13 protein-coding genes are annotated in these 17,602 nt (G+C 62.0%); 6 read left to right on the top strand and 7 right to left on the bottom strand.

The features are described from left to right. Positions 1-312 precede the first annotated feature (312 nt). A complete protein-coding gene (locus R9B85_RS10780) occupies positions 313-2,259 on the top strand; it encodes a BCCT family transporter (protein WP_252378435.1) in 1,947 nt (648 codons plus the stop codon). Positions 2,260-2,377: 118 nt separating this feature from the next. After that, complete coding sequence (locus R9B85_RS10775) at positions 2,378-7,000, top strand: dermonecrotic toxin domain-containing protein (protein ID WP_423771016.1); 4,623 nt, start codon at positions 2,378-2,380, stop codon at positions 6,998-7,000. Here R9B85_RS10775 and R9B85_RS10770 read toward each other — a convergent pair. The 4 genes from R9B85_RS10770 to gpmI all read right to left on the bottom strand — a co-directional run bounded on the left by R9B85_RS10770 (position 6,984) and on the right by gpmI (position 12,159). Next, the gene (locus R9B85_RS10770; RefSeq protein ID WP_112249607.1) at positions 6,984-7,772 is read right to left on the bottom strand and encodes a divergent polysaccharide deacetylase family protein; all 789 of its coding nucleotides are present in this window, start codon (positions 7,770-7,772) and stop codon (positions 6,984-6,986) included. The genes R9B85_RS10775 and R9B85_RS10770 overlap by 17 nt on opposite strands. 8 nt (positions 7,773-7,780) lie before the next feature. Continuing rightward, positions 7,781-9,097, bottom strand: coding sequence for a S41 family peptidase (locus R9B85_RS10765; protein WP_112249605.1), 1,317 nt, complete (start codon positions 9,095-9,097; stop codon positions 7,781-7,783). Between the two features lie 78 nt (positions 9,098-9,175). Then, a complete protein-coding gene (locus R9B85_RS10760; RefSeq protein WP_112249603.1) occupies positions 9,176-10,480 on the bottom strand; it encodes a murein hydrolase activator EnvC family protein in 1,305 nt (434 codons plus the stop codon). A gap of 143 nt (positions 10,481-10,623) precedes the next feature. Continuing rightward, the gene (gene gpmI / locus R9B85_RS10755) at positions 10,624-12,159 is read right to left on the bottom strand and encodes a 2,3-bisphosphoglycerate-independent phosphoglycerate mutase (protein WP_112249601.1); all 1,536 of its coding nucleotides are present in this window, start codon (positions 12,157-12,159) and stop codon (positions 10,624-10,626) included. Positions 12,160-12,365: 206 nt separating this feature from the next. Between gpmI and R9B85_RS10750 the strand changes: the two genes are divergently transcribed. Genes R9B85_RS10750 through secB form a run of 3 tightly spaced genes read left to right on the top strand, consistent with a single transcriptional unit; the run spans position 12,366 to position 13,560 of the window. Next, the gene (locus tag R9B85_RS10750) at positions 12,366-12,779 is read left to right on the top strand and encodes a rhodanese-like domain-containing protein (RefSeq protein WP_112249599.1); all 414 of its coding nucleotides are present in this window, start codon (positions 12,366-12,368) and stop codon (positions 12,777-12,779) included. Position 12,780: 1 nt separating this feature from the next. After that, positions 12,781-13,035, top strand: coding sequence for a glutaredoxin 3 (gene grxC, locus R9B85_RS10745; protein ID WP_003249204.1), 255 nt, complete (start codon positions 12,781-12,783; stop codon positions 13,033-13,035). A gap of 39 nt (positions 13,036-13,074) precedes the next feature. After that, complete coding sequence (gene secB, locus R9B85_RS10740; RefSeq protein ID WP_013974581.1) at positions 13,075-13,560, top strand: protein-export chaperone SecB; 486 nt, start codon at positions 13,075-13,077, stop codon at positions 13,558-13,560. Positions 13,561-13,722: 162 nt separating this feature from the next. Here the strand turns inward: secB and trmL are convergent, their stop codons facing one another. After that, a complete protein-coding gene (trmL, locus tag R9B85_RS10735) occupies positions 13,723-14,184 on the bottom strand; it encodes a tRNA (uridine(34)/cytosine(34)/5-carboxymethylaminomethyluridine(34)-2'-O)-methyltransferase TrmL (protein WP_112249597.1) in 462 nt (153 codons plus the stop codon). On the opposite strand from trmL, the gene R9B85_RS10730 reads away from it, so the two are divergent. Then, positions 14,183-14,620, top strand: a complete 438-nt coding sequence (locus R9B85_RS10730) for a hypothetical protein (protein WP_112249594.1) — start codon at positions 14,183-14,185, stop codon at positions 14,618-14,620. The genes trmL and R9B85_RS10730 overlap by 2 nt on opposite strands. Positions 14,621-15,002: 382 nt before the next feature. Here R9B85_RS10730 and ntrC read toward each other — a convergent pair whose 3' ends face one another. Then, positions 15,003-16,439 (bottom strand): nitrogen regulation protein NR(I), encoded by a 1,437-nt coding sequence (gene ntrC / locus R9B85_RS10725; protein WP_046613491.1) that lies wholly within the window; start codon positions 16,437-16,439, stop codon positions 15,003-15,005. Continuing rightward, entirely contained in the window at positions 16,436-17,521 is a 1,086-nt protein-coding gene (glnL, locus tag R9B85_RS10720; RefSeq protein ID WP_025340937.1) for a nitrogen regulation protein NR(II), read from the bottom strand. The genes ntrC and glnL overlap by 4 nt, the downstream gene beginning before the upstream one ends. Positions 17,522-17,602 lie beyond the last annotated feature (81 nt).

Genomic DNA, 17,602 nt, shown 5'->3' with positions numbered 1-17,602 from the left:
CAGATTCTGCCGTGCGGTCATGGACCCTGCGGCGGGCCCTTGGAGCGGGCGGGGTGATCTGTGACGAATGCGCGCACCTCGGCTGAGGTGTGGCATTTTCAGCAGGCCACCTGTCTGTTTTTTTGCAACGTATCGATTCGGGATCACGGTTTCCAAGGGTGCTTTTATAACACCTGATGCAGTGGGGATATTCCACCAATTGCTCGGGAAAGACTGATTAGCCTCCACAGCTGCACTGCCCGGAGCATTCGTGCAATGAGTTCTGCCTCACTTACCAACCCTCCGGCCGAGAGGGTACGGGTCAACCGCGTGGTGTTCTTCACCTCCGCGCTGATGATCCTCGTTCTGACTGCCTTGCTTATCGCTGTACCCGAAACCGCCGGCCAAGTGCTGGGCGTGGCCCAAAAATGGCTGACGCGCACCTTCGGCTGGTACTACATGCTGGTAATCGGCGGTTACCTGCTGTTCGTCATCTACCTGGCCTTCTCCGACTACGGCAAGCTCAAGCTTGGCGGCAAGGATGACCAGCCCGACTTCAGCTATGGCGCCTGGGCCGGCATGCTGTTCTCCTCTGGTATCGGCATTTCGCTGCTTTACTTCGGCGCCTCCGAGCCGCTGGACCACTACTACAACCCACCGGAAGGCGCCTCTGCCAGCCTCGATGCAGCGCGACAGGGCCTGCAGCTGACCTTCCTGCACTGGGGCCTGCATGGCTGGGCGATCTACGCCCTGGTCGGCCTTGCCGTGGGTTACTTCGCCTACCGCCACAACCAGCCGCTGGCCCTGCGTTCGGCGCTGTACCCGCTGGTCGGTGAGCGTTGGGTCAAGGGCGCTGCCGGCAATGCCGTGGACATCTTCGGCATGTTCGTCACCCTGCTGGGCCTGGTGACCAACCTGGGCATCGGTTCGATGCAGGTGGCCTCCGGCCTGGAATACCTGTTCGGCATGGACCACAGCAAGACCAACCTGCTGGTGGTGATCCTGGTCATGGCCGGCGTTGCCACCGTGGCTGCGGTCTCGGGTGTGGAAAACGGCATCCGCCGCCTGTCCAACCTGAACATCGTGCTGTTCAGCGGCCTGCTGATCTTCGTCCTGCTGGGCGGTGAAACCCTGCACCTGCTCAACGGCTTCGTGCAGAACATCGGCGACTACCTCAACGGCATCGTGCTGAAAACCTTCGACCTCTACGTCTATGAAGGCGAAACCGGCAAGTCCGAGCGCTGGCTGGGCCTGTGGACCGTGTTCTACTGGGCCTGGTGGATCTCCTGGGGTCCGTTCGTCGGCATGTTCATTGCCCGTATCTCCAAGGGCCGCACCGTGCGCCAACTGGTCAGTGGCGTGTTGCTGATCCCACTGGGCTTTACCCTGGCCTGGCTGTCGATCTTCGGCAACACCGCGCTGGACCTGGTGATCAACCAGGGCGCCGTGGAGCTGGGCAAGACCGCCCTGGAGCAGCCGTCGATGTCGATCTACCAGCTGCTGGAGTACTTCCCGGCGGCCAAGATCGTGATCGGTGTAGCGGTGTTCGTCGGCTTCGTGCTGTTCCTCACCCCGGCCGACTCCGGCGCGGTGATGATGGCCAACCTGTCGTGCAAAGGCGGCAAGGTAGACGAAGACGCCCCGCACTGGATGGTGGTGTTCTGGTCGGTGGTCATCACCCTGGTCACCATCGGTTTGCTGTTTGCCGGTAACTTCGAGGCCATGCAGACCATGGTGGTGCTTGCGGGCCTGCCGTTCTCGGTGGTGCTGGTGCTGTTCATGTTCGGCCTGTACAAGGCCATGAAGCAGGATGTGGTGGTCGAGCAAGAGCGTGCCGAGCTGGCCGCCCGCGGTCGTCGCGGCTTCAGTGAGCGCTTGACCCAGCTGGAACTGCAGCCGACCCAGGCCGTGGTGCAGCGTTTCATGGACAAACAAGTCAGCCCCGCGCTGAAGGAAGCGGCCGCTCAGCTGCAGACCCTGGGCTTCGAGGTGGAAACCCGTGTCGGCCAGTCGCGCAACATGATGGGCCTGCGGGTGATGATGGAAGAGGGCAACCCGTTCGTTTATGAAGTGAGCCTGGACGGCTATCTGGCCGCGCCTAGCGAAGCGCCGGTGGAGGGCGAGCCGGAAGTGCGCCAGCGCTTCTACCGCGCCGAGGTGTACCTGCACGATGGTAGCCAGGAGTACGACCTGATGGGCTTTGCTCCGGACCAGATTGTGCGCGATGTGCTGGATCAGTTCGAGAGCCACCGCCAGTTGCTGGGGCGTGTTTACAGCTGATCAGCTATATCCAAAGGGCCTTGCCAAATGCAAGGCCTTTTTTTTGCCCAAGCATTATGTAACCCGCGCGGTTGATACAGCCAAGGCACCTTTCTGGTTTTGCCAAGAGGTGCTTTACATGAAACATCCCGCCTTCGACTTCCAGTACGCAGCCGCCAGGCATTTCTCCGACCGTCCGACGTTACGTCAAGTGGCGAGTCGCCAGTTACTGGAGGTCTTGCTGGCTGAGCTGCCGTGGCTTGCCTATGTGACCCCAGCGCTGTCGGATGCCGACCCCTTGATGCTTGATAGCCCAGACCCTGCCACGCCTTATTGGACCACACAGTCTTTGCTCGACAGGGTGCTCGAAGCCCTGCGTGGTCCTGGCGAGCTGGATCTGGAGCCAATCGGCGAGCGTCATTACAATCTGGGCTTGACGGCAGACTACCGCTTCGCCGGCTCCGACAGCGAATTTGCCACGCGGCAACTGGCCGGTTTGTCGGCCCCGCTCAATGAACTGCTTGAACAGTTGCCGCAACGGTTCTGTGAAGCGCAGCTGGACTACTGGCGGGCCAAGGGTAGCGCTGGCGTTAGCCGGGACAGCTGGTTGCAATTGCTGCTGCGCACCGCCCTGTTGCGCGGGCTACCGTTGCAAGGTCTGGACAAAGAGGAGCAGGCTTGCTTGCGCGGCTTGATCAGCGGTGGCAAGGATCAGCCCCTGGTGTTTGTTGTGCAAGCCAAGTTGGAAAGTGGGTCGCTGCATTTTCAGGAGAAGCTCAGCAGCCTGCTGGTGCTGGGGGAGTCCGATGCCCGTCAGATGGTGTTGTGGTGCGCCCCGTCGGGCATTGTCCGTAGTTTTGCCTCGTTATCAGCGTTCGGCGAAGGCTTGCGCGACGAATTGGCCCAGCGCTACAGCTTCGACAGTCTCAGCTGGGCCCGCTGCAGTGTTGAGGGCAACGTGTTTGCCCAACAGGTATCGCTGCTTCTCGACGGCATGTTCGAACGCTTTGAGCTGTTACGTCACGAAAATTTTGCCGATATCGACGAGCTTGAGCGGTGCTACGCCCGGTTGAGCGATCCAGCCGCCTGGTTCCTCCGTTATGAGGACGAGACGGCAGCAGTTGTACCACCTCCGGGAATTACGGCCAGTGCGCCGCAGGACAGTTTTGCATGGTGTGCTGCTTTGCTGCAGTTGGCGCTGCACCACATGGATGCCGATGGCGTGTCAGCGCTGGATGGCATCCAGCCATTAACGGAGTACGCCAGCCAAAAGTTGAGTGAGCGGATCGCCGAGGACCATGGCGATGACACCTCTCCCGATGACCTGATGCTGGACTTATACCGCGCCAACGGGGTACCGGGCGGGGCGGCGACAGGTGCAGGTGGTGGTGAGCCCTTGGTGTTTGTTGGCAGCAAGACCCTGACACAGTTCGCCATCGGCAACCTTGCTTCGCTCAAGGGGGCTTTCATCAAACAGATTCGTCGCCAGGACGGCAAAGCAAGCCCGGCCTGGCTGACTGCAAAGGCCGCTGCACAGCTGGTGACTGAACTCGATATCGGAGGCCAGTATCCGACCTACGTGGCTGCTCGGCTGAACGATACTAACGGGCGGGCCGAGCGTGTGATGCGCTTTGGCAAGGAATGGCGAAGCGCATTACTGGCGAGCGCCCTGGCTGGGAAGCTGGACGAAAAGGTGTCCGAAACCGGTTTGCAGTGCGTGGTTGATTTCTGCGCGGGCCATGTGGACCCACAGACGCCTAGAATGACCATTTTCCCCCTGGCATTCAGGCGCAGTAGCACCTCTACGCACAAAGACGCGGTACGTGGCATGTATGTCCTGTTCTGTGCCGAGCCGCGTAGGGTGTTGTTGTACCGGCCGCTGTATCGGCAGGACACCGTTCGCGAGTATGCGAGCCTCGCCGCATTGCTTGAACACGTGCAAGAGTCGTCGTTGCTGCAAGCCAGCATCCTCGACTGGATGGAGCCAGACGCCAGGAGCATCTACCAGCAAGGTGGCTTCACCGAGCCGCATATTGTCAGCCTGGGCATCGACCCGTATGCGTTGCCCGAGCGCCCTGCCCCGGCGGTGCTCGACATCAAGCTCTGGCACAACGACCTCGACGAACGTTTGTACAAGGCCAATGCTGATTTGCTGATCGAGCTGGCAGACCTGCAATCCGTTTCCACTGCCGAAAGCCGCTGGGCGCTCCTGACTGAGGGGGCCTGGCTGTTGTTCGATGTAGCGACCTTGGCGGTGCGCGGCCCGGTTGCTACAGCAGCCTGGCTCTTGCAGCTGCTAACGTCGTTGCAGCATGACCTGATGGCGCTGGAGCAGGGCAGCGATTTCGACCGGCCTGCTGCCATTGCCGATCTGTTGCTGAACCTTTCGATGGTATTGCTGCACGCCCATCAACCGAATATTGAAGTATCTCCCGAGGCCTTGCTTGGTACCTTGAGCTTTGAAGGCTCCCGAGCGCAGACAGGGGCGTTCGGCGAAGTGGCTGTCAAACCCGTCGAGCAGGCACTCATCCCCTTGGTCGGCCAGGCGATAGACTTTTCGTGGCGCGGCCAGCACGGCTTCAACTGGTTGCCGCCGGCACAGCGCAAGCAGTTGCAAGCCATGCGCTCGAAGGTGTCGATCAATGGTTTGCAGCCCCTGCCTGAGGGTGTGAACGCGGGGTTGTATCGCATCGATGGCAACTACTATGCCGCCATGTCGGGTGACGTCTACCGCGTGGAGGTTTTATCGCAGGGTGTTCGGGTAGTTGATGGCACAGGCGCACCAGGGCCATGGCTTACCTTCATCAATGGAGTCTGGCGCATCGATAACGGGTTACGCCTTGCCGGGGGCGCCCCGGGCGGCGCAGCTCGGACTGCCGCACGGTTCAACGCCATGCATACGCAAATTGCGCGCCTGGACACTGAAATCGCAAACGTCAGGTTGAACGTGGCAAGCGCAGGCTCTGATGTTGTCGCCGCTGGGCGCGAGCTTGAAACCGTACAGCGCTTGCGCAGTGGTTTGCCGTCGCAGATCGGTTCGGCACCGGCGACCGAGGAACTGTCGGGTTTGCAATCGCTGGCGCTCAAGTATGACGAAAAAATCGCCACGCTAAAGACTCGTATCGTGCAAGCGCGGGAACTGGCGGCGACTTCACTGGAAGAAGCCGTTCGCAAAGGTCAGGATCGGCTAGAGCTTTTATCGGCCATGGCAGAAGCCAAATATGCGACCCAGCGCAGGAAAGGTGACTGGGACCCTGTGCTTGAAGAGCATCAGACCACGAGCCGAGTCGACCTGATTCGCGACAGCCAGTTCGTTTATAACGAGTTCTGGATCCTTGCCGACTACCCTCAGCTGAGCGTGCTGCAAAGTAACGTTGATGGTAAGCCCTTGGCAGAAGTTGGTGAACAATACGCCGCGCTTCGCGATCGTTTGGCGATCGTTGCCGAATACCAGGATCGCATGCTCGCCATGGGCATCGTACTGGATGACTTGCTGGCCAGTTCGCCGGATGATCTGGTCATATCCTCGGTCATTCCCGAGCACCAGAAAACAGTGGGGCAGTTGATCCGTGAACGCAGATTCACCACGATCCAGCTGCGTTTCCACCAGGTTCAAAACCTCGCGGAACTGGCGTTGCACCTGGACGCAGCTTCTGGCCAGCAGACGGTTGCTGCCTATCGGGAAGAACTGGTCGGGCTGTCCCTGCGCAGTGCGGCTGATGCGCACGGTGAGCTGGACATGGCCAATCTTTCGGCAGAAGACCAGGTGGTGATCCTGCAGGAGGCATGGGATGAGTACTCTGCTGCACTACTCAACAGTGCTCGAATCCTGCGTGATGGCGGCGAGCTGATAGAGCCTGCCATGCTTGAGCGGTACCGTCAGCATGTCGAGCAATTGAAGCATGATGCGGGACAGCGCCTGGTCGCCGCGCTGCAGCAGCCAGCCGTTGATGCGGTGGGCAAACGTGTACCGTATCTGGTTTCCACCGAGCAACAGCGGGTGGTGCGCAACCGCGAGGGCCAGCTGATGATCGGCACGCAGGTCGAGATCGACGGCCAGCCTGTCGTCGAGGTGCGCGAAGCGTTCAGTGAGGAGGTGCTGGCGACTTTTGACCTGGTGGAGGGCCAGTGGGTGCAGCGTGTCAGCAAGCACCCATCCTTGGCCGAAGATAGCGCGTCGAGTGACTTGCCGATGTGGGTCCAGGCTTTGCTGGATGATAGTAACACTGTGCGAGCCAAGGCCAGTGACTATGTCGAGAACGATATCAAAGGCACCTTGCTTGCCCAGTTGTTTGACCAGCAGCTGGAGAGACTGGACAAGGCGGTTGATGTGGTGCGCGATGCCGGAGGAAACGATGCGCTGATAAGAAGCCTTGAGCGTGACGCCGATACCCTACGCCACGAGAAGAGGCTGCAACTGACAACACTGTATACCGATACCAAATATCCTTCGGCTGAAGCGTTGCGCTTCCTGCATGGCGAAGGTTTGATCCGGGTCGAATACACCGCAAGGCAGACCATGCAGGATGGTAGCGTCTTTGATGAATACCGTATTGTGCGCCTGCCAAGCAAACGCAACCTCTGGGCTGCGCATTTTCATTTGCCTACACATGATGCCAACGCTGAGGACTTTACCGTGGGCCATCTCAAGACCTGGAGCCAGCGTCGGCTAAGTAGCCGCCTGGCTGCCATTGCGGGTCAGCGGTTGCATCGCGGCAAACTGACCCTTGAGCAGGCCAGAGGCATCATTCCGTTCCGCTGACCTGGCCAGCTGGGGCAATTGCACGGTGCCTGCGATGCGCAGGCATCGTCTGGTTGCCACGTTCGGCAATCATCTGCTCCAGGCTGATCAGTTCGATGCCCTGGCTTTTCAGCCGGGGCAGCTCGCGCGCCAGTACCGCCAGTGTCTGCGGATACGGGTGGCCGATAAGCACTGCCGAGCCCTGCCTGCGGGCAAGGACGATACCCTGGAGCAATTGATGTTCGATTGCCTCGAGCGACCGCTCATTATCCAGAAATACATCGCGTGATACATGGGCCAGGCCCATCTTCTGTGCGTGCGCCGCCGCCACGGTAGCGGCACTGGTGCGACTGTCTACGAAAAACAGGTGACGACGTTGCAGTTCGGCCATCAACCAGGCCATCGCCTCGTCCTGGGCAGTCATGCGGCTACCCATGTGGTTATTGATGCCAACAGCGCACGGGACTTTGCTCAACGCCATGTCCAACCGCTTGGCCAGCGTTTCAATCGGCACACCTGGGTGCCAGGCATAGGGTCCGGTGGCCGGGTCCATGGGCATGTGCAGGATCACCGTCTTGCCAGCCTTGTGTGCCTGACGGGCAAAGTCTGTGGCATGTGGGGTGTCAGGCATGATCGCCATGGTCACCGGGCCGGGCAGGGCCAGGGTACGGCTGTCGCGCTCGCTGCTCTGGCCCAGGTCGTCGATGATGATGCTCATGTAGGCCTTGCCGGCCGGCGCCGCTTGCGCGGCACTGGCCATCAGACCAAACAGCAGACACAACAGAAAACGCATGGGCTGGATCATTCGCCCTTGGTGATGTTCAGGCCCTTGAGCAGGCTCAGGGCCTGGCTCAGCTGGAAGTCGTCATCCTGCGGGCGCTCCTTGCGCTTGCCGCTGCCGGTCGGGCGGTCGGCGCCGCCGTTGCCATTGCCCAGGTGGCCCTGCAGGTCAGCTTCCTTGAAGTTGTCGGTGTCGGCTTCGGCAGTGAGCTTGGCTGGGCGCACTTCGATGTCGGGGACGATGCCCTGGGCCTGGATCGAGCGGCCGTTGGGGGTGAAGTACAGTGCGGTGGTGAGCTTCAGCGCACGGTCGTTGGCCAGTGGCAACACGGTCTGCACCGAGCCTTTGCCGAAGCTGTCGGTGCCCATCAGCACGGCGCGTTTCTGGTCTTGCAGGGCGCCGGCGACAATTTCCGACGCCGAGGCGCTGCCGCCGTTGATCAGCACCACCAGTGGCACGCCGTCGCTGGCGTCGGCCGGGTCGGCCGAGAAGCGCAGCTCGGAGTTGGCAATGCGGCCCTTGGTGTAGACGATCAGGCCCTTGGTCAGGAAGTGGTCGGCCACTTCCACCGCCGACTGCAGCACGCCACCCGGGTTGTTGCGCAGGTCCAGTACCACGCCGCGCAGCTTCTTCCCGTTGTCCTTGCGCAGCTTGGCCAGGGCCTTGCCCACTTCGTCGCCGGTCTTGACCTGGAACTGAGTGATGCGGATGTAGCCGTAGTCGTTCTCCAGCAACTGGCTCTTCACGCTCTTGACCTGGATGACCGCGCGGGCCAGGGTCACGTCGAAGGGGGTGCCGCCGTCGCGCACAAGGGTCAGGGTGATTTTCTCGCCGACCTTGCCGCGCATCTTGTCGACCGCTTCGGTCATGGTCTGGCCGCGGGTCGGGGCGCCGTTGATCTTGACGATCAGGTCGCCGGCCTGCACGCCAGCACGCGAGGCCGGGGTGTCATCGATCGGCGAGACCACCTTGATGAAGCCGTCTTCCTGGCCCACTTCGATGCCCAGCCCGCCGAACTCGCCGCTGGTGCTTTCCTGCAGCTCCTGGAAGTCCTCGGGGCCGAGGTAGGCCGAGTGCGGGTCGAGGTTGCTGAGCATGCCCTTGATGGCATTTTCCAGCAGGGTCTTGTCGTCCACCGGCTCTACATAGGCCGCCTTGATGCGGTCCATTACCTCGGCGAAGGTGCGCAGCTCTTCAAGCGGCAGCGGTGCCTTGGCGGTCACCTCGGTGGCCGGTACTGCGGCCGGCTTGGCCGGCTCTGCGGCAGTGACCAGGGGCGCGCCGACCGCCAGGGCGATGGACAGGGCCAGCTGGGTGAGACGAGGCGAGTGCAGCATGTCGAACGAACTCCTGATCCTGTAAGCGCTCCCTGGGGAGCGTCGGCGCAGCCCAAGGGCTACGCCGTAGAAATTTGACTAGCCCCGGCACCACTGCGAAGGATCGGTAGGCCGACCTTGTTGGCGGATGGCGAAGTACAAGCCGGCAGCGTCCTGGCCGCCGCTGTCGCCAACGGTGGAAATGGCCTCGCCGGCCTTGACGATATCACCGGCGCTCTTGAGCAGGCTCTGGTTATGGCCGTACAGGCTCAGGTAACCGTTACCATGGTCGAGAATGACCAGAAGCCCGGCACCGCGCAACCAGTCGGCGAACACTACGCGCCCGCCATGCACGGCTCGTACCTGGGTGCCCGGGTTGGCGCTGATCATCACCCCGTCCCACTTGGCACGGGCATCGCTGCCGCGGGCATCACCGAAACGTGCCAGCAATCGACCATTGACCGGCCATGGAAGTTTTCCCCGTGCGGCAGAAAATGCGCCGCCGTAGCTCGCGCCATCGCTGGAAACCATCGGACCCAGGGTGGTGCGGGCCTTTTTCGGTGGCTCCACCGGTTCGCCGGCCTGTTCGCGGGCGGCAGCGGCGGCCAAGGCTTCCTGCTGACGGCGTTTTTCCGCTTCCTGCTGGGCCAGCAAGGCCTTCTTGCGCGCTTCTTCGGCCTCGCGGGCCTGGCGGGCGAGGGTTTCTTCGATGGTCTTTAGTACTTTGGAAAGGTCGGCTTGATCCTGCTGGCGCGATTGCAGCTTCTGGTCGCGGTCCTTCATGTCGCTATTGAGCCTGGCCAGTACCTGCTGGCGCTTGCCTCGCTCGGTTTCCAGGGCCTGGCGGCGGGTGTCCAGGTCGGCGCGCTGGGCCAGCAGCTGTTGCTGCTGGGTAGCGATTTCCTGTTCGACGTTGGCCAGTTGGCGCAGGGTCTCGTTGAAGGTGCGCAGTTGCTCCAGGCGCGCCTTGCTCAGATAGTCGTAGTAAGTGAGGGTTCGGGCGAACTTCTCGGGGTTCTGCTGGTTGAGCAGAAGCTTGAGGTATTCCTCGCGGCCGTTCTGGTAGGCCGAACGAGCCTGGATGGCGATCAGTCGCTGTTGTTCAACGCGGGCGCTCTGGAGTTTTTTTTTCTCGGTATCAAGGCGCTCCAGCTCGCCTTCGGTCTTTTTTAGTTCTTGCTGCAGGGCCTCCACCTGCTTTTCGAGGTTGCCGATATCGGTCTCGGTGGCTTTGAGGTCCTTTTGCACACCGGCTTTTTCTTCCTGGAGCTTGCCCAGCGTCTTCTTGAGCTCGGCAATGTCCTGACGGGTGGCGTCCAGTTGCTGCTGGGTCTGCGCACGCTCATCGGCGAAGGCCGGGCTGAGCAGGCAAGACAGGGCTAGGAGAATCAGGGCGCGAAGCATGGGGTTTGGCGTACCAAGGATGGAGACTGGCCTAGTATGCCCGCGCGGGCGGGCAAAAAAAACGCCTCGCTGCGGGTGCAGAGGGGCGTTTGTCTGGAATTCATTTGTAATTGGGGCCGCAAAGCGGCCCCTATAGCTCAGAATCAGGCATCGACCAGGATGGATGTACCGGTCATTTCCACCGGCTTTTCCAACCCCAGCAGCTTCAGCATGGTCGGCGCCACATCGGCCAGCACACCGCCGTCACGCACCTTGACGTTGCGCTTGCCGACATAGATGAACGGCACCGGCTCGGTGGTGTGCGCGGTGTGCGCCTGGCCGGTGCACTCGTCTTCCATTTGCTCGACGTTGCCGTGGTCTGCGGTGATCAGCGCTTCGCCGCCGACCTTGTCCAGAGCCTCGACGATGCGCCCGACGCAACCATCCAGGGCCTCGACGGCCTTCACCGCAGCTTCGAACACGCCGGTATGGCCGACCATGTCGCCGTTGGCGTAGTTGACCACGATCACGTCATAACGCTGCTGCTCGATGGCTTCGACGATGCGGTCGGTAACTTCGGGCGCGCTCATTTCCGGCTGCAGGTCGTAGGTGGCAACCTTCGGCGACGGGATCAGGATGCGCTCTTCGCCTTCGAACGGCTCCTCGCGGCCACCCGAGAAGAAGAAGGTGACGTGTGCATACTTCTCGGTCTCGGCGATGCGCAGCTGGGTCTTGCCGTTCTTCGCCAGGTACTCGCCCAGCACGTTGTTCAGGCTGGCCGGAGCGAAGGCGGCGGGGGCCGGGATTTTCGCCGAGTACTGGGTCAGGCCAATGTAGGCGGCCAGTTTTGGCAGGCGGGCGCGGGGGAATTCATTGAAGTCGGGCTCGACGAACACGCGCGACAATTCCCGGGCGCGGTCGGCGCGGAAGTTCATGAAGATCACCGCGTCGCCGTCTTCGACCTTGACTGCTTCACCGACGCGTGTGGCCTTGACGAACTCGTCACTCTCGTCGCGAGCGTAGGCCGCTTCCAGGCCGGCCAGGGCGGTGTCGGCGGTGTATTCGGCAGCGCTGTCGACGATCAGGTTGTAGGCGGCGCTGACGCGGTCCCAGCGGTTGTCGCGGTCCATGGCATAGTAGCGGCCGATCAGGCTGGCGATGCGGCCCTTGCCCAGCTTGGCAAAGGTGGCATCGAGCAGTTCGATGGACGACTGCGCGCTGCGTGGCGGCGTGTCGCGGCCATCGAGGAAGGCATGCAGGTAGATATTCTGCGCACCGCGCTGCGCGGCAAGCTCGGCCATGGCCACCAGGTGGTCCTGGTGGCTGTGTACGCCGCCATCGGACAACAGGCCCAGGATATGCACCGCCTTGCCGGCACTGGCTGCCTTGTCCACGGCGCCGGTCAGTACCGGGTTCTCGAAGAAATCGCCGTCGCGGATGGCCTTGGTCACCCGGGTGAAATCCTGGTACACGACGCGGCCGGCGCCGAGGTTCATGTGACCGACTTCGGAGTTGCCCATCTGCCCGTCCGGCAGGCCGACATCCATGCCCGAGCCGGAAATGAGGCCATGCGGCTGGCTGGCGCGCAGGCGGTCATAGACCGGAGTGTTGGCGGCATAGATGGCGTTGTATTCGGGGCTTTCGCTGTGGCCGAAGCCATCCAGGATGATCAGGACCAGGGGTTTGGGCGTACTCGTCATCAATCAAACTCACGGTTGTTCAAAGATGATAAAGACACGCATTTTAGGGCAAATGCGCCACCGGCGGCGAATATTCGTCCTGTTCCCTGACCAGCGTGGCCAATGTGGCAACATGAAGGTACCTTTCCGGCCGGCCCGTCGGGCTTTGGTGGCAATAAGGGGCTGTGTATACTGGCCGGCATTTTCAATCGCGTGGAACACCCCAGATGGTTGCTAACCTGATTCAATTTGCGACAAACCACTACATCCTGGTGGCGATCTTCGTTGTCTTGCTGGTCGCGCTGCTGGTCAACGAAATCCGTCGCGGCGGCCAGAGCCTGAGCAACGGCCAGCTGACTGCCCTGGTCAATGCCGAGAAAGCCCTGGTCATCGACATCCGCCCGGCCAAGGAATACTCCGCCGGTCACATTGTCGGTGCGGTGAACATCCCGCAGGACAAGCTGGTCAACCGCATGAGCGAGCTGGACAAGCACAAAGACAAGACCCTCATCGTCGTCGACTCTATGGGCCAGCAGTCCGGCACCATCTGCCGCGAGCTGCTCAAGGCTGGTTACAACGCCGCCAAGCTGAGCGGTGGCGTTTCCAGCTGGAAAGCCGATAACCTGCCCCTGGTGAAGTGATATGAAGCCCGTCATCGTCTATTCCAGCGACTACTGCCCCTACTGCATGCGCGCCAAGTACCTGCTCGAGAGCAAGGGCGTGGCCTTCGAGGAAATCAAGGTCGACGGCAAGCCCCAGGTTCGTGCCGAGATGAGCCAGAAGGCCGGCCGTACATCGGTGCCGCAGATCTGGATCGGCAGCACCCACGTCGGTGGATGCGATGACCTTTATGCCCTGGAGCGCGCCGGCAAGCTCGATGCGCTGCTGGCGGCCTGATTTGCACTGCATTCAAAAACATTAGGATAAGGATCTGCCATGACTGACCAACAGACCAACGGCGCTGCTGCAGAAGACAACAGCCCTCAGTTCTCCATGCAGCGCATCTATGTGCGCGACCTGTCGTTCGAAGCCCCGAAAAGCCCGCAGATCTTCCGCCAGACCTGGGAGCCGAGCGTTGCCCTGGACCTGAACACCAAGCAGAAAGCCCTGGAAGGTGACTTCCACGAGGTGGTGCTGACTCTGTCGGTTACCGTCAAAAATGGTGACGAAGTGGCTTTCATCGCTGAAGTGCAGCAGGCCGGTATCTTCCTGATCAAGAACCTGGACGCGGCTTCGATGAGCCACACCCTGGGCGCGTTCTGCCCGAACATCCTGTTCCCTTACGCCCGCGAGACCTTGGACAGCCTGGTGACTCGTGGTTCGTTCCCGGCCCTGATGCTGTCGCCGGTCAACTTCGACGCCCTGTACGCGCAGGAAATGCAGCGCATGCAGGAAGCTGGCGAAGCGCCGACCGTGCAGTAATAGCTGCTGGTATCAGAAAAGCGCCTTTCGGGGCGCTTTTTTGTTGTCTGTGCCGGCCTCGTCGCGGGTAAACCCGCTCCCACAGGTGTTGCACTGGCTTTGAGTCTGTGCGGCCGCTGTGGGAGCGGGTTTATCCGCGAAGAGGCCGGCACAGGCTATAACTCAGCTCCCCGCAAACCCATTCTGCCGCCACGCCTCATACACCGTCACAGCCACGGTATTGGACAGGTTCAGGCTACGGCACCCCGGCCGCATCGGCAGGCGCAGGCGTTGTTCGGCAGGCAGGTTTTCCAGCACTTCGGTCGGCAAGCCACGGCTTTCTGGCCCGAACAGGAAGGCATCGCCCGGCTGGTACGCCACTTCGTGGAACGGGTGCGAGCCCTTGGTGGTGAAGGCGAACAGCCGTGGGTTGCCCAGGCTTTCCAGGCATCCGGCCAGGCTCTCGTGGCGCTTGAGCGTGGCATACTCGTGGTAATCCAGCCCCGCGCGCCGCAGGCGCTTGTCATCCAGTTCGAAGCTGATGGGCTCGATCAGGTGCAGGTCGCAACCGCTGTTGGCGCAGAGGCGAATGATGTTGCCGGTATTCGGCGGAATTTCTGGTTGAAAAAGGATGACGTGAAACATGCACGGCTCCAAGCGTGAAGATGACGGGCATTCTACCCCCGAACCGGACATGCGTTCGAAGGCGTTCCCGCGGGTGATGCTGTCGCTGGCGATTGTCGGCTTGATGGTGGGGCTGATGATCGGGCGCCTGACTACGCCCGAGGAGCGCGAGCTACTGCAGGTGGAGGTAGTGCAGGACGGCCTGGAGCTGTGGTTCAACGAAGAGCCTCAGCTGCATGGCGAGAATGTGGAAGGTACGGTAGCGCTGTTGTTCCAGGCCCAAGGCAAGGCCCGGCAGGGGCAACTGAGCCTGCAGGGCAAGCCGGTGAGCTGGCGGGTGCAAAGGAGCAAGGAGGGGCTGTTGCTGACGGTGGTAGCCGCGCGCCCCCTGCGCGGCGAGTGGGCCGGTGCAGAGGACGCTGGGCGCTGGCGATTGCAGGTGAAACTGCACGAATAAAAGAGGGGATATCCCGGCCTGCCTGTACCGAGGTCCCCAAAACTGGCGATGTTGCTAATAAAAGAGGGGTTCACCCGGCCTGCCTGTACCAGGGCCCCCGAAACTTGGGATGTATTAGCTGTTGCAGGGGGCGTGCCAGTTTTGAAAAGCCGCTGAATACCGGGGGTTCAGGGCGAATTGGCCGTTTTTTGAGGGGATTTGTGCCTTAGTGAGGTGCATCGGGCACAGGAACGGTGCATCGGAAGACTGAAACGTGTTCTGGCTCTTACAAACGCATTCGCGGGTAAACCCGCTCCCACAAGGGCGGCGCTAACCTTGAGGCTGGCGCTGTACCTGTGGGAGCGGGTTTACCCGCGAATGCGTTGTTGCAGGCAGTCAGGGATTAATGGTCATCACCTTCCTCATCATCCCCCCCAGCCACATTCATCCCCAGCTCCTTGATCTTGCGCGTCAGGGTATTGCGCCCCCAACCGAGCAGCAGCGCCGCATCGCGCCGACGGCCAGCGGTGTGCTTGAGCGCCGTCTCGATCATGATCCGCTCGAAGCTCGGCACTGCGCTGTCCAGCAGGCTGGTTTGCCCACGTGCCAACGCCTGGTCGGCCCATTGACGCAGGGCCTGCTCCCAGTTGGTTACCGGGGCGGCGTCCTGTGGCAGGTTCAGCAACTCGGGCGGCAAGTCGCCGATCAGCACTTCGCGGCTGGAGGCCATCACGGTGATCCAGCGGCAGGTGTTCTCCATCTGCCGTACGTTGCCCGGCCACGGCAGGTTGCGAATGAACTCCTCGGTTTCCGGCTTGAGGATCTTCGGCTCGACCGCCAGTTCCTGCGCGGCGCGGGCGAGGAAGTGGCGGGCGAGGGCGGGGATGTCTTCGCGGCGGTCGGCCAGCCGTGGTATGTGGATGCGAATCACGTTCAGGCGGTGGAACAAGTCCTCGCGGAACTTGCCGGCCTGTACCAGCGACTCCAGGTTCTGGTGGGTGGCGGCGATGATGCGCACGTCTACCTTGACTGGCACGTGCCCGCCCACGCGATAGAACTCGCCATCGGCCAGTACCCGCAGCAGGCGGGTCTGGGTGTCGGCGGGCATGTCACCGATCTCGTCGAGGAACAGGGTGCCGCCATCGGCCTGCTCGAAGCGACCCCGGCGCAGGTTGGCGGCGCCGGTAAAGGCGCCTTTCTCGTGGCCGAACAGCTCGGACTCCATCAGGTCCTTGGGGATGGCGGCCATGTTCAGGGCAATGAATGGCGACGCCGCACGCGGGCTGTGGCGGTGCAGAGCGTGGGCCACCAGTTCCTTGCCGGTACCGGACTCGCCATTGATCAGCACGGTGATGTTGGAGTGGCTGAGGCGGCCGATGGCGCGAAACACTTCCTGCATCGCCGGTGCTTCACCGATGATTTCCGGGGTGCGCGCCAGGCTCTGCGGTACATCCAGCCCTTGTTGCTCCTGGGCGTGCTGGTTGGCGCGCTTGACCAGCGAGACTGCCTCGTCCACATCGAATGGCTTGGGCAGGTACTCGAAGGCACCGCCCTGATACGACGCCACGGCGCTGTCCAGGTCGGAATGGGCGGTCATGATGATGACCGGCAGGCGCGGGTGCTGCTCTCGTATCTGTGCCAACAGGTCGAGGCCGCTGGTGCCCGGCATGCGGATATCGGAAATGATCACATCCGGTTGCTGGCGTGCCAGGCGGCCCATCACGCCATCGGCGCTGTCGAAGCTCTGGGTGGTCATGCCTTCCTGTTGCAGGGCTTTTTCCAGGACCCAGCGGATGGAGCGATCATCGTCGACGATCCATACGGTTTCACTTCGGCTCATGAGGCGGTGGCTCCTTGTTCCAGGGGCAGGTAGATCGAAAAGGCGGTGTGGCCTGCATGGCTTTCACACTCGATCAGGCCCTGGTGCTGGCTGATGATGTTCTGGGTAATGGCCAGGCCCAGCCCGGTACCGTCCGGGCGGCCGCTGACCATGGGATAGAAGAGGGTGTCCTGCAACTCCGGCGGGATGCCCGGGCCGTTGTCGATGATCTCCACCCGCGCTACCAGGCGATGGCGCACGTGGCCGATGGTGAACTGGCGCAGGGCACGGCTGCGCAGGGTGATGCGGCCCAGGCGCAATTCGTTCTGCGAACTTATCGCCTGCATGGCATTGCGCACGATGTTGAGCACGGCCTGGATCATCTGTTCGCGGTCGATCAACACATCCGGCAGGCTGGGGTCGTAGTCGCGCACCAAAGTGATGCAGCCCTGGCTTTCGGCCTCGACCAGGCTGCAGACCCGCTCCAGCACTTCGTGGATATTGGTCATGGCCAACGACGGCAGCTTGTTCGAACCGAGCATGCGGTCGACCAGGTTACGCAGGCGGTCGGCCTCCTCGATGATCACGTTGGTATAGTCGCGCAGGCCTTCTTCAGGCAGCTCGCGGGCCAGCAGCTGGGCTGCGCCGCGGATGCCGCCAAGAGGGTTCTTGATTTCGTGGGCCAGGCCACGCACCAGCATCTTGGTGGTTTCCTGCTTGCTCAGCTGGGCCTCTTCCTTGGTGATGCGCAGCAGCCTGTCACGCGGGTGCACCTCCAGCAGCAGCAGGGTCTGGCCCTGGTGCAGGATCGGCGTTACCGCGTAGTCGACGGTGATGGTCTGCCCGGTCAGCGAGGTGAGCTGCGCTTCGCGCTTGGTGAACGGGTGCGCCTGCTCGACCGCCTGGCGCAGGGAGCTGAGTGCTTCGGTCGACTCGGTGAACAGCTCGCTGATGAACTGCCCATGGCTGCGCTGGCCACTGACCGCCAGCAGCATTTCCGCGGCCGGGTTCATGTACTCCAGGCGCAGCTCGGCGTTGAGCAGCAGCGTGGCGGTGGTCAGGTTGTCCAGAAGCAGACGGTGCTGGGCATCGCTGATGGTCATAGGGCGTCGTCGACCTCTTTTGGCGCGTGTCGGGCATGGGCGCGGCCATGGTCGGGCGCGCGGTGGATCCGCTGATTCCAG

Origin of the sequence: Pseudomonas sp. NLJ1, assembly GCF_049486705.1 — a bacterium.
GTDB lineage: Bacteria > Pseudomonadota > Gammaproteobacteria > Pseudomonadales > Pseudomonadaceae > Aquipseudomonas > Aquipseudomonas inefficax.
The sequence above is the reverse complement of the archived record's forward strand: the minus strand, read 5'-3'. Positions and strand labels throughout refer to the sequence as shown.